Source organism: Roseomonas sp. E05 (genome assembly GCF_030063475.1).
Lineage (GTDB): Bacteria > Pseudomonadota > Alphaproteobacteria > Acetobacterales > Acetobacteraceae > Pseudoroseomonas.
Map to the genome: position 1 here is coordinate 128,497 of NZ_JASIRT010000003.1, position 12,648 is coordinate 141,144.

The 12,648-nt window shown below is 70.3% G+C and carries 10 protein-coding genes; 7 read left to right on the forward strand and 3 right to left on the reverse strand.

Annotation, left to right across the window (positions count from 1 at the left end):
* Positions 1–34: 34 nt before the first annotated feature.
* The 7 genes from QMO56_RS04885 (at position 35) to QMO56_RS04915 (ending at position 8,781) form a co-directional block, all read left to right on the forward strand.
* Entirely contained in the window at positions 35–1,258 is a 1,224-nt protein-coding gene (locus QMO56_RS04885; protein WP_283523913.1) for a putative zinc-binding metallopeptidase, read from the forward strand.
* Positions 1,259–1,294: 36 nt separating this feature from the next.
* On the forward strand, positions 1,295–2,221 hold the full coding sequence (gene puuE / locus QMO56_RS04890; RefSeq protein WP_283523914.1) for an allantoinase PuuE: 927 nt from the start codon (positions 1,295–1,297) through the stop codon (positions 2,219–2,221).
* Positions 2,222–2,284: 63 nt separating this feature from the next.
* On the forward strand, positions 2,285–4,600 hold the full coding sequence (locus tag QMO56_RS04895) for a methyl-accepting chemotaxis protein (RefSeq protein WP_283523915.1): 2,316 nt from the start codon (positions 2,285–2,287) through the stop codon (positions 4,598–4,600).
* Between the two features lie 254 nt (positions 4,601–4,854).
* Positions 4,855–6,438 (forward strand): 2-isopropylmalate synthase, encoded by a 1,584-nt coding sequence (locus QMO56_RS04900; protein ID WP_283523916.1) that lies wholly within the window; start codon positions 4,855–4,857, stop codon positions 6,436–6,438.
* Positions 6,439–6,913: 475 nt separating this feature from the next.
* Positions 6,914–7,786 (forward strand): manganese catalase family protein, encoded by an 873-nt coding sequence (locus QMO56_RS04905; protein ID WP_283523917.1) that lies wholly within the window; start codon positions 6,914–6,916, stop codon positions 7,784–7,786.
* Positions 7,787–7,887: 101 nt separating this feature from the next.
* Positions 7,888–8,337, forward strand: coding sequence for a ferritin-like domain-containing protein (locus tag QMO56_RS04910; protein WP_283523918.1), 450 nt, complete (start codon positions 7,888–7,890; stop codon positions 8,335–8,337).
* Positions 8,338–8,562: 225 nt separating this feature from the next.
* Positions 8,563–8,781, forward strand: a complete 219-nt coding sequence (locus QMO56_RS04915; protein ID WP_283523919.1) for a hypothetical protein — start codon at positions 8,563–8,565, stop codon at positions 8,779–8,781.
* A gap of 15 nt (positions 8,782–8,796) precedes the next feature.
* Here the strand turns inward: QMO56_RS04915 and QMO56_RS04920 are convergent, their stop codons facing one another.
* The 3 genes from QMO56_RS04920 to QMO56_RS04930 form a co-directional block, all read right to left on the reverse strand.
* On the reverse strand, positions 8,797–10,980 hold the full coding sequence (locus QMO56_RS04920; RefSeq protein ID WP_283523920.1) for a response regulator: 2,184 nt from the start codon (positions 10,978–10,980) through the stop codon (positions 8,797–8,799).
* Between the two features lie 165 nt (positions 10,981–11,145).
* Entirely contained in the window at positions 11,146–11,589 is a 444-nt protein-coding gene (locus QMO56_RS04925; protein WP_283523921.1) for a DUF4112 domain-containing protein, read from the reverse strand.
* 75 nt (positions 11,590–11,664) lie between these two features.
* Positions 11,665–12,645: an ABC transporter substrate-binding protein gene (locus QMO56_RS04930; RefSeq protein WP_283523922.1), complete on the reverse strand. Its 981-nt coding sequence runs from the start codon at positions 12,643–12,645 to the stop codon at positions 11,665–11,667.
* Positions 12,646–12,648 lie beyond the last annotated feature (3 nt).

The following is a 12,648-nucleotide window of genomic DNA, read 5'->3' on the forward strand; positions in this document are numbered from 1 at the left end:
TGCAGCCTCGCCCTCTCGGGAAGGACGGCGTGGCATGCGGTTATTCGAGTGCGAAGTCTGCGGACAGCTTCTCTACTTCGAGAACACGCGCTGCATGCGCTGCGGCGCGACCCTCGGCTACCTGCCCGAGGCGAACCGGCTCTCGGCGCTCGATCCGGCCGAGGGCGAGCGCGGCGTGCCGCAGGGCAGCGAAGACCAGCCGCAGGTCGGCCGTCCCGCCGAGGACCAGCAGATGGTCGGCCAGGAGGGGGCGGGCCAGCCGGAGGTCGGGCGGCGCGCCGTCGGCCAGCTCTGGCGCCCGCGCGCCGACCACGACCGGCTCTACCGCTTCTGCAGCAATGCCCATCACGAGGCCTGCAACTGGCTGGTGCCGGAGGACGCGCCCGGCGTGTTCTGCCTGGCCTGCCGCCACAACCGCACCATCCCCGACCTGTCCGACCCGACGAACCTGCTGCACTGGCGCAAGATCGAGGAAGCCAAGCGGCGCGCCTTCTACAGCTTCATCCGGCTCGGTCTGCCGCTGACCAACCGGGTGGAGGACCCCGAGAACGGCCTTGCCTTCGATTTCCTGGCCGATCCGCCGGCGGAGGGGGCGCCGAAGGTAATGACGGGCCATGACAACGGCCTGATCACCCTTTCGCTCGCCGAGGCCGACGATGCCGAGCGCAACCGCCGCCGCACCGAGATGGGCGAGCCCTACCGCACGCTGCTCGGCCACTTCCGTCATGAGTCCGGCCATTATTTCTGGGACCGGCTGGTGCGCGACGGCGGCCAGCTCGAAGCCTGCCGCGCCGTCTTTGGCGACGACAGCCAGGATTACGGCGCCGCCCTGCAGCGCCACTACCAGGAGGGTCCTCCCGCCGACTGGCAGGAGAACTTCGTCAGCACCTATGCCACCGCCCATCCCTGGGAAGACTTTGCGGAGACCTGGGCGCACTACCTGCATATCGTGGACACGCTGGAAATGGCGCGCGCCTTCGGCCTCGGCATCGCACCGCGGGTGCGGCATGGTGAGGAGCTGGCGGCGGAGGTGGACTTCAGGCCCTATGAAGCCACTGAGATCGCGCCGGTCATGGAGGCCTGGGTGCCGCTGATGGCGGCGGTGAACAGCCTGAACCGCTGCATGGGCACGCCGGATCTTTACCCCTTCGTGCTCTCGCCTTCCGTGGTGAGGAAGCTCGCCTTCATCCAGGCGCTGGTGCACGGCACCCTGCCCAGGACGGCGCCGGCTCCCGCGGACAGCAGTCGAGGGAGTTGACGCCGGCCGCCGCGCCGCCGCACCCTCGCCGGCGCCATGACAAAGCTCGCCCCCGACAGCTGCTACCCGCGCGACTTCCTGGGCTATGGCCCCAACCCGCCGGACCCGCAATGGCCCGGCGGCGCCCGGCTCGCCCTTTCCTTCGTGCTGAACTACGAGGAAGGCGGCGAGAACACCGTGCTGAACGGCGATCCGGGCGGCGAGATCTACCTGAACGAGACGCCGGGCGGCAGCCCGGTGCTGGGCGCGCGGGACATCGGCAAGGAGAGCCAGTTCGACTATGGCGCCCGCGCCGGCGTCTGGCGCGTGCTGCGGCTCTTCGCGGAGCGCAACCTGAAGCTCACGGTCTATGGCGTCGGCCGCGCGCTGGAACTGAACCCCAAGGTGGGCCGCGCCTTCGCCGAGGCGGGGCACGAGGTGGCCAGCCACGGCTGGCGCTGGATCAACTACCAGGAGGTGGACGAGGCCACCGAGCGCCAGCACATCGCGCAGAGCGTCGAGACCATCGAGCGGGTGGTCGGGCGCCGGCCGGTCGGCTGGTACACCGGGCGCATCAGTCCGCAGACCCGGCGGCTGGTCGCCGAGCATGGCGGCTTCCTCTACGACAGCGATGCCTATGACGACGACCTGCCCTACTACGTCACCGTTGCCGGCAAGCCGCTGCTGGTCATCCCCTATACGCTCGACAACAACGACATGAAGTTCGCCGTGCCGCCCGGCTTCACGGCGAATGACGGCTTCACCCAGCACCTGCGCGACGCCTTCGACTTCCTGCGGGAGGAAGGCCGCGCCACGCCGAAGATGATGAGCGTCGGGCTGCATTGCCGGCTGGTCGGACGTCCCGCGCGGGCGGCGGCGCTGGCGCGCTTCCTCGACCATGTCGTGGCCTGCCCGGATGTCTGGGTGGCCACGCGGGAGGAGATCGCGCGGCACTGGCTGAAAGTCCATCCGCCCACCGGTTGAGGCCGCGCCTTTACCGCTTCTTCATGTCCCCTTTGCAAAAACAGGGCAGGACATGGAGGCAAAATGCGCGCCCTTCCCTTCGCCCTGACCGTCGGCCGCAAGCTCGTCCTTGGGGCATTGGTGCCGCTTCTGCTGCTCGGTCTCATGATCGCCGGTGTCTGGCACAACCTCGACCTGATCCACCATGAAAGCGCGGCGGAGCGGGCGGCCGGAAAGGTGGAGCTCCAGCTGGAGCAATCCGATAACGCCATTCAGGCCGCCCGGGTGCAATTGCGCGACGTGATCACGGCGCAGAACCTGAAGGCTCTGGAAGAGGCGCAGCGCCTGGGTGCCCTGGACCTGGCGCGGGCGCGGCGCCATGCCCTTGAGGCAGCATCGAGCGCCGGAAGCGCGGCCGCACGGGAGACGCTGCGCGAGGCGCTGGCGCAGTTCGACGAATACGGCGGGGTGCGCGACGCGCTGACCGCCCTGCGGCGCCGGATGCTGGAGACGCGCGACCGCCTCGGCACGGCCGGCCGCGACTATGACCGCATGTTCGAGATGGTGATGGGCGGCATCGACTCCTCCCTGTCAGCAGGCAGGCAGGAGGAAATCCGCCAGAACCTGCTCACGCTCCACAGGGCCGTCATGGAGGCCCGCATCGGCCTGCAGGACTACATGTTGACCGGCGAGCCCATGCCGGCGCGCCGCGCGCGCAGCGCCATCCAGCAGTCGCGCGTCTATCTGCGGAGCCTGACGGAGGGCGAGGGTGCCGTCTCCAGTCTCCCGGCCTGGGCCGCCCTGGCCATGCAGATCGGGAAGGACGCCGCCGCCGTGCTGGAGGCGTCGGACGAGATCGGCCGCCTCCGGCGCGACGCGCTGGTGCCCAACCGCGAGCGGATCGAGGCGACCCTGCAGGATGCGAACGCCCTGCTGACGGCGGAAAGCGAGCAGGGGCGCCTGCGGCTGGAGGGCGCCATCGGCGGGGCGCGCCAGAGCATGCTGGTGCTGGGCCTCGCGGTGGCGCTGCTGCTCGGGGCGCTGGGTGTGCTGAATGCCCGCTCCATCAGCCGGCCCCTTCACAGGGTGGCCCGGGCGGTGGCGGAACTGGCGGCCGGCCGGGTGCCCGAGCGGATTCCCGGCCTGGGCCGCCGGGACGAGATCGGCACCATCGCGCAGGCCATGCAGGACCTGCAGGCCACCGTCAGCCGTGCCTTCGCGCAGAGCCAGATGCTGGAGCAGCTACCGGTCGGCGTCATGACGGCCGATCCGCGGGGCGAGTTCCGCATCGCCTACATGAACGAGGCCAGCCGCCAGGGGCTGCGCCCGCTGGAGCGCCTCCTGCCCTGTCCGGTGGATGAGTTGCTCGGCCAGAGCATCGACATCTTCCACCCGCCGGCGCAGCGCCAGCGCATCCGCGACCTTCTCGCCAGCCCCGACAGGCTCCCGCATGCCGCGAAGATCCGGCTGGGGAACGAGGTGCTGTCCCTTCGCGTCACGGCCATCCGCGACGCCCGCGGGAACTATGTGGGGCCGATGCTGAACTGGTCGCGGGTCACTGCGCAGTCCCGCCTGGCGGAGGGCTTCGAGGCGGAGGTGGGGGCGGTGGTGAATGCAGTGACGCGCTCGGCCGATGCGCTGCAGGAGGCCGCCCGGGACATGAGCGCCAGTGCCGCACGCTCGGGCGAGGAAGCCGGCCTGGTGGCGGAGGAGAGCCAGCGCGCCGGCGCCAGCGTGCAGGCGGTGGCGGCCAGTGCCGAGCAGCTCGCCGCCAGTGTGGCCGAGGTGACGCGGCAGGTGCAGAGCGGGGCGGGGGTCGCCCAGGAGGCGGCGGGCGAGACCCGCCGCGCCGACGCCACCATCCGCGCCCTTGCCGACGCCGCCGCCCGGATCGGTGATGTGGTGCAGCTGATCCAGGACATCGCCGGACAGACCAACCTGCTGGCGCTGAATGCCACGATCGAGGCGGCGCGCGCCGGCGAGGCGGGCAAGGGCTTCGCCGTGGTGGCTTCGGAGGTCAAGAACCTGGCCGGACAGACCGCCAGGGCCACGGACGAGATCGGCCAGCAGATCCAGGCCATCCAGGGCAGCACCGCCCAGGCGGTGGCGGTGCTGCGCGGCATTGGCACCACGGTGGAGCGGATGAACGAGGTCACCGCCGCCATCGCCGCGGCGGTGGAACAGCAGGCCGCGGCCACGAAGGACATCGCCCGGAGTGCCGCGCAGGTCTCGGACAGCACGGGCGCCGTCAGCCGCCGCATCCGTGATGTCAGCGGCGCGGCGGCGGCAACGCGGCAGGCGGCGGGCAGCGTGCTCGACGCCGCGGCGGAGCTGAGCGGGCAGGCGGTGGCGCTGCGCCGCAAGTCCGATGCCTTCCTCCAGGCCGTGCAGACGGCATGACCGCGCCAGAAAGGGCTTGCGGCAGGGCGCAGCCCTGCCTATCGTCCGGCTCATGAACGCCCGCGCGCGCACTCCTGGCCTGACGAACGGCTCCGCCGTCGCTGCCACGCGCGCGCTTTCCGGCCTCCTTCTCCTTCGACTTAGCCGCCCCTGGGCGTGACGCCCGGCTGACCTGCCGGCATCGCTCAGGGGGACCCTGAGGCGCAGCGCGCGCCTCCGACGACCCGGCTTACGGCAGAACGAAGGAACGCCCCATGACCATCAGTCATCCCAGCTTCGGCACCCTGGACGACACGCGCGTCATCGTCTTCGACACCACCCTGCGCGATGGCGAGCAGTCGCCCGGCTTCTCCATGAATCTCGAGGAGAAGCTGCGCATGGCCGAGGCCCTGGCCGAACTGGGCGTGGACGTCATGGAGGCCGGCTTCCCGATCGCCAGCCAGGGCGATTTCGAGAGCGTGCTCTCCATCGCCCAGCGCTTCGCCAAGGACGGGCCGGTGGTCTGCGGCCTGTCGCGCTCCGCGCCCGGCGATATCCTGCGCGCCGTCGAGGCGGTGAAGCCCGCTGCCCGCCAGCGCATCCACACCTTCCTCTCCACCTCCGACCTGCACATGCGCGTCAAGCTGCGCATGAGCCGCGAGGAGGTGCTGGAGGCGATCACCAAGTCCGTCTCCCTGGCACGCAACCATGTGGCCGATGTCGAGTGGTCGGCCGAGGACGGTTCGCGCACCGACCCGGACTTCCTGTGCCGCTGCGTCGAGGCCGCCATCAAGGCCGGCGCCACCACCATCAACATCCCGGACACCGTGGGCTACGCGGTTCCCGATGACCTGAAGCGCATCTTCACCATGCTGCGCGAGCGGGTGCCGGGCGCCGAAGGCGTCATCTTCTCCACCCACAACCATGACGACCTGGGCCTGGCGGTGGCCAATACCCTGGCCGCCATCGAGGCCGGCGCGCGGCAGGTGGAGGCGACGATCAACGGCATCGGCGAGCGCGCCGGCAATGCCAGCCTGGAGGAAGTGGCGATGGCGCTGCGCACCCGCGCGGACGTCATGCCCTACAGCACCGGCATCGTCACCCAGAACATCCTGAAGACCAGCCGCCTGCTGGCCACCATCACCAGCTTCGACGTGCAGCCGAACAAGGCCATCGTCGGCCGCAACGCCTTCGCGCATGAGAGCGGCATCCACCAGGATGGCGTGCTGAAGGACAAGACGACCTACGAGATCATGACGCCGGAGAGCGTCGGCTGGTCGACCAACTCGCTGGTGATGGGCAAGCATTCCGGCCGCGCCGCCTTCCGCGACAAGCTGGCGACCCTGGGCTACACGCTGGGCGACAACCAGCTGAACGATGCCTTCCGCCGCTTCAAGGATCTCGCCGACCGCAAGAAGGTCGTCTACGACGAGGATATCGTCGCGCTCGTCGATGACGAGGTGATGCGCGCGCATGACCGCGTGAAGCTGCAGGCGCTGACGGTCGCAACGGGCATGGGCACGCGCCCCACGGCCTCGCTGGCGCTGGATGTGGATGGCGAGAAGGTCGAGGCCGTGGCCGGCGGCGACGGCGCGGTGGACGCCACCTTCAACGCGCTGCGCCAGGCCGTGCCGCACGAGGCCAACCTGAAGCTCTATGCCGTGCAGTCCGTCACCGGCGGCACCGACGCGCAAGCGCGCGTCACCGTGCGGCTTGAGGAGGAGGGCAAGCTGGTGGACGGGCAGGGCGCCGATACCGACACCATCATCGCCTCCGCCCGCGCCTATGTGCATGCGCTGAACAAGCTGCTTGCCAAGCGCGCCCGCACCGCGCCGCCGGAGATGATGCGCTCCGCCTGAGGCGCCGGCTTTCCAGGGGAAGCACAGCTCTCCCTGGGCCCCTCAGTCTCTGCCAGGAAAAGATGGGAGCCCGGGCGAATTCCTTCCGGGCTCTTCCCATCAGGCCAATGGTGTCACTTCGCGGCGTGGATGTTTTCCTGCGGCGTGACCTTCAATGCGTCGCGGATGATGCAGGGCAGATCGGCTGGCCGCCGATATTCGCTGCATGCGGGCCATCGGGCGCGTTCCTGCAAATCCCTCGCGGATTCGGTCTGCGCGCCTCAGCAGGGGGGAGGGCCAGCCGGCACGGCTTTGCTCCGGCCGGCCATAACGGTTTGAGAACATGGCCGGCTGCCCCGGGCGGAGGACTCATCCTGGCCAAAGCTGCGAACAATTCTTACCGCCACCTGGAACCTCCTGTCCGACCGCGTGGTTTGCTGCTGTGAAGGTGCGGAACGCATTCCTGCGGCGCACCCCGGACAGACAGGAGAAGCCCATGTATTATCATGACAAGCGGCTGCAGTATCCCGTTCGTGTCGAGACGCCGGACCCGCTGTTCGCCCGCCAGTTGCAGCAGGCAATCGGCGGCATCGAAGGCGAGATCCGCGTCTGCCTGCAGTATTTCTTCCAGGCCTGGGGCGCGCGCGGCCCGAACACCAAGTATCGCGACATGCTGCTGCACACCGCCACGGAGGAGATCGGCCATATCGAGATGCTGGCCACCGCAGTGGCGCTGAATCTCGAGAACGCGCCGCTCAGCCTGCAGGAGAGCTCGGCGGCCGCGAGCCCGGTGGTCAATGCGGTGATGGGCGGCGAGCGGCCCCGCCACATGGTGGAAGGCATGCTGCAGCGGCACATCCTCTCCACCGGCATGGCGGCCTTCCCCGCCAATGCCGACGGCGTGCCCTTCGACTGCTCGCATGTCTATGCCAGCGGCAATCTCGCCGCCGACATGTTCGCCAATGTCACCGCCGAGGCAACCGGCCGCACCCTGGCCGTGCGGCTCTACAATGCCGCGCATGACCCGGGCATGAAGGACATGCTGAGCTTCCTGATCGCGCGCGACACCATGCACCAGCAGCAATGGCTGGCGGCGATCGAGGAGATGGGCGGTGCCAAGGTTCTGCCGATCCCGAACAGCTTCGACCAGTCCAAGGAGAAGCAGGAGTTCAGCTACGTCTTCCTCGGCACCGACCGCGATGGCGTGGCGCCGCCGGAAGGCCGCTTCACCAATGGGCCGTCGCTGGATGGCAAGGGCCAGTTCAGCGTGATGCAGAACACGCCGCTCGGCGACGAGCCGGTGCTCGGCCCGGCACGTGACGGCTCCGGCGCACAGGCGGAGCAGATCGGCAAGCCGGCCTCCGGCTGAGGCGCGGAGGGGCACGGACGAAACCGTGCGGCGCCCCGGTGGTTGATCCGAGGAGACAACCGCCGGGGCCCTGGCCCCGGCCAAAGGAGAGAAGCTCCATCATGGTCACCACGGTCGGCACCGAAAGCACTTTTCCGAAGCTGGTCCGCAACCTGCTCCTGCTGGAGCACGACGCGATCGCGGCCTATGAGCAGACCATCGAGCGGCTGGAGAACCCGGCCTACAAGCAGCAGATCGCCGCGTTCAAGAGCGATCATGACCGCCATGTGACGGAGTTGACGCGCCTGGCCGACAGCCTCGGCACGGACGCGCCGACAGAAGGCGATGCCAAGCAGATGCTGACCACCGGCAAGGTTGCGCTCGCCAGCATCATGGGCGATGCCGCCATCCTCCGCGCCATGAAGTCGAACGAGGAAGACACCGTCTCGGCCTATGAACGCGCCTGCGAGCATACCGAGGTGCCGGCGGAAGCGCGCCGCATCTTTGAGCAGGCGGCGCAGGACGAGCGCCGCCACCGCAGCTGGATGCAGGAAACCTCCGGCATGGCCTGAGGCCCGCCGCGGGGCGCCTTACCGGCGCATCCCGGTCTATGGCTGCCGTCTCCGTGCTGCCGGCGCGGCGCGGAGCAGGGATCTGGCCGGAGCCGGCCGACAGGCTTCCGCTCCGGCGGAAGGATGGGTTCACGCAGACGCGTATTGCGATCCAGGTGGGGAAAATGGTCTGCTGGGGTCGGCACATCTTCGGCCGCCCCGGCCGTCTGTCCCTGGAGGGAGCCGATGCCCCTTGCCTGGATTGCGAAACCGGCCGACCTGACCCTTTGCCTCAGTGGTTATCCTGTCCGGATCCGGCTGCACACCGGGCGGGAACATCCCTATACGCTGGAAGTGGATGGGAAGCCGCCGCGCGTCTATTCGTCGCTTACCCGTGCGAAAGCGGATGCGGTCCGCAGTGCCCGGGAATGGGAGGCGGAGATGGCGCGCATCCTCGCCGACTGAGCTTCGCGTGCCGCCTCACGCGCCAGAGGAGCCGCGCGAGACCGCCGGGGGTGCCGTGTGCCCGGCATGCAGCAGGGTGGCGATCCGGTCGGTGAGTTCCTCAGGCGTGACCGGCTTGCGCAGGAGCAGCAACGGCCCTTGTCCGGCGGCCTCGGCGAACCGTCCGGCGTTCACGTCGCCTGCATAGCCGGTGACCAGCAGCGCCGGCAGGCCCGGCCGGCTTCGCCGCGCCCGCCGCAGCAGTTCCAGCCCGTCCATGCCCGGCATCGCCAGGTCGCTCACCAGGACATCGAAGGCGGCTGGGCCGGCAAGCAGCGCCAGCGCGGCGTGGCCGTTCTCCGCCTCTTCGACCGCATGCCCACGGTCACGCAGATTCGCCGCCAGGACCGAGCGCACCTGCGGTGCGTCGTCCACGAGGAGGATGCGCCCGGCGCGATGGGGCGCGGCGGCGCTGGGGGCGGGCTGCGGCCCGGTGGCGTTGTCCTCGGCCCGGGGCAGCCAGAGCAGCACGGTGGTGCCACGGCCGGGTTGGCTGCGGATGCGCAGGGCGCCGCCCGACTGCTCGGCGAAGCCCTTGGCCATGGCGAGACCCAGCCCGGTGCCCTTGCCCTTCGGCTTGGTGGTGAAGAACGGCTCGGCGGCACGCGCCAGCACCGCCGGGTCCATGCCGGTGCCGGTATCCGTGACGCCCAGGCGGAGATAGGTGCCAGCTGCCAGGCCACGGTTGCTTTCGTCACCGGCCGGAACCTCCTCGACGGCCGCTGACAGCGTCAACATGCCACCGCCGCGGAGCGCCATCGCGTCGCGGCCGTTGATGGCAAGGTTCACCAGCACGGTTTCGAGCTGGCCGCGATCGGCCAGCAGTCGGGGCAGCGCCGGGGGCGCCTCGATCCGAACCTGGGTGTTGGCGCCGAGCGTATAGGTGAGCACCTCGCGCAGGCTGGCGAACAGTGCGCCTACATCCACCGCCTCGGCCCGCAGCTCGCCGCGTCGGGCAAAGGCGAGCAGCCGGCGGGTGACCGAGGCGCCGCGCTCGGCGGCCTCCACCACGATGCCGGCCATGCGCTGCACCGCCTTGGCGTCCTCCGCGCGGCGCTGGATGGCCTTGGCGCCCCCGAGGACCGCCTGCAGCACGTTGTTGAAGTCATGCGCCACGCCGCCGGCCAGCCGCCCGAGGGCCTCCATGCGCTGGGACTGCGCCAGGCGCTCCAGCATGGCCTCCCGCTCGCGCCGTGCCAGTTCCAGATCCGCCTGCGTGCGCTGCCGCTCCAGCCACAGCAGGACCAGCGCCGCCAGCGCCAGCCCCAGCAGGGAGATGGCCGCAGCCGCGGCGCGGAGCGCCGGCCGCGCGAAGGCGGTCGGCGCCAGCTCCCTCTGGGCGTCCAGCGCGACGGCGACAAGGAGCGGCGCCTCCGCCAGCAGGCGGTAGCCGGCCAGCTTGGGGCGCCCGTCAAAGGCGCCTTGCTCCACCCGCAGCCGGCCGCTGTGGGAGGTGCCGAGCTGGTTGATCAGCGGCATCTCCAGCTTGATCACCTGACCCAGCGTGTGCCGCATGTCGCTGCTGCGCGCGAGAATGATGCCATCCTTGCGCAGGACGGTGGCGCTGCTGCCGGCGCCGAACTGAAGGTTGGCCAGGTCCCGCCCCAGCTCCAGCGGGTTGATGGAGACGACCGCCACGCCCGCGAAGGCCCCGCTGCTGTCGCGGAGCGGGCGGGTGAGCTGCACGCTCCACAGGTCGGAGGCGCGGCCGATCAGCGGCGCGCTGACGAACAGGCCCTCATAGCCTTCCCGATGGATGCGGAAATGCTCACGGTCGCTGAGATCGAGCGGCCGCCACTGTGGCAGGGAGGACCAGGTGAGCAGACCGTCCCGCCCGATGATGCCAACCTGAAGCACCCCGAAGCGGCCACGCCGGGCGACCAGGGCAAGCTGTGCCTCGATGGCCTCCGCGCCGCCGGTGTCGCTGCTCTCCAGGAGCCGTTGACGGGACTGCGCCAGGTCGTGCAGGCTTTCCACAGCCTCCAGCGTGCGCAGGAGGTTCTGCTCGATGGCCTCCGCGGCCACATCGGCACGGGCCAGCGCGGCCATCTCCGCCTGGTACTCCAGGCGCGCCGCCTGCCGCTCGGCGACGAACCAGGCGCCGCCCGAGCAGGCCACCCAAGCCGATAGCACTGCAATGGCGCGCATGCGGTGGGACAAGGCGACGGGGACCTTCCAGCCCTTTCTCTGTGGGAGCAGCACGGTCAGCCGATGCGTCGCCTGGGTGATGGTGGGCGGCAGTATAGGCCCGCGATGGCAGCCGGGTGTATCTGCCGGCTGGATAAAGGTGCGTAAATAGATAGAGCCGGCGGCGGGAAGCGCAAGCTATGGCGTCCGGGAGGCCTGCCGTTCCAGATGGGCGCGCAGCAGCGCCATGTTCCGCAGGTTGGCGCGGTAGAAGATGTCCCCCGCCCATCCCAGCACCGGCACGGCACTGATCAGGGCGTCCAGCCCCAGATGGCCGAGCATGCGCAGCAGGGTGCGGCCGGGCACGCCGATGCGCCACGCCTCCCAGAGCAGGTAGGCGGAGACGCCCTTCGAGGCCAGCAGGCCGATGCCGGGCAGCAGGTTCAGCACCGGGTCGGCCCCGAAGCGGATGCCCGTGCCGGGGATGCGCCAGCGGCTGTCGAGCAGGCGGGCGATGGCATCGAGGCGCCAGTACAGGCCGCCATCGCGGCCGCCGGGTGCGTCCGGCCGGGAGTTCGCCTGGAGGCTCCGGCCGCCGGCCTGCCGTCGGCCGCCGAATCTCGTTGCGGTTCCGTTTGTCATGGCGGGAGAACGCATGGCGGGGCGGAAAGTATGGCGGCTTCCCGCGGTTCCGCCGCCTGCGGGGGCAGCGGGCCGTTACAGGGTGCTGCCATGGAACAGCGCCTCGGGCGGGATGGCTTCGGCCGCCAGCCCGTCCTGCACGGCGTAGCGGATCATGGCGGCGATCTCGTCCCGGTTGCGGCGGAAGCCATAGGGCCAGGGGTCGCCCCCCATCGTCGCCGCCTGGGCCTCGTATTCCGCCGCGATCCAGGGCAGCGAGACGCGCAGTACATTCACCCGCGACAGCTCCTCCAGCGACATCTCCTTCGCCCGGCTGAAGGCGCGGAACAGTTCCAGCGGCAGCCAGGGATGCTCGGCGGCGACGTCCTTGCGCACCGCAAGGCAGTGCATGATCGGGAAGAAGCCGGTGGCGCGGTGATAGGCCTCCTCCTCGCGCCGGTAGTCCGGATAGAGCCGGTCCACCGGGGCGCTGCGCCCGGCAAAGCAGGAGGGCGGGCGCGGCGCGACGATGGCGTCCAGCTCGCCGGCGGCCAGCAGGCCGTTCAGCGTCTCCTGCGGCCCGATCGGGCGAACGTCCAGCTCGGCCGGCAGCTTGAGCGCCACGCGCTCGCTGCCGCCGGCCTCTTCCAGGCCGCCGGTGCGCCAGGCGATGCCGCTGGTGTCCACGCCGTAGTGCTCGCGCAACATGCCGCGCACCCAGAGGGCGGCGGTCTGCTGGTATTCCGGCAGGCCGATGCGCCGCCCGGCGAGGTCGGCGGCGCTGCGGATGCCGCGGTCCGTTCGCACATAGATCGCCGAGTGCCGGAAGGCGCGGGAGAGAAAGACCGGCACCCCGACATAAGGTGAATCGCCCCGCGCCGTGGTGACGATGTGGCTGCCCATCGAGAGTTCCGTGACCTGGAAGGCCTTGTCGCGCAGGGCGCGGCGGAAGATGTCCTCCGGCTCGCCGGGCAGGGCGAGGAACGTCACGCCGGGCACCGGCACGCGCCCGTCCAGCACCGGGCGGGTGCGGTCGGAGAGGGTGCAGGCCAGCGACAGGGTCAGCGTTTCGGTCACGGC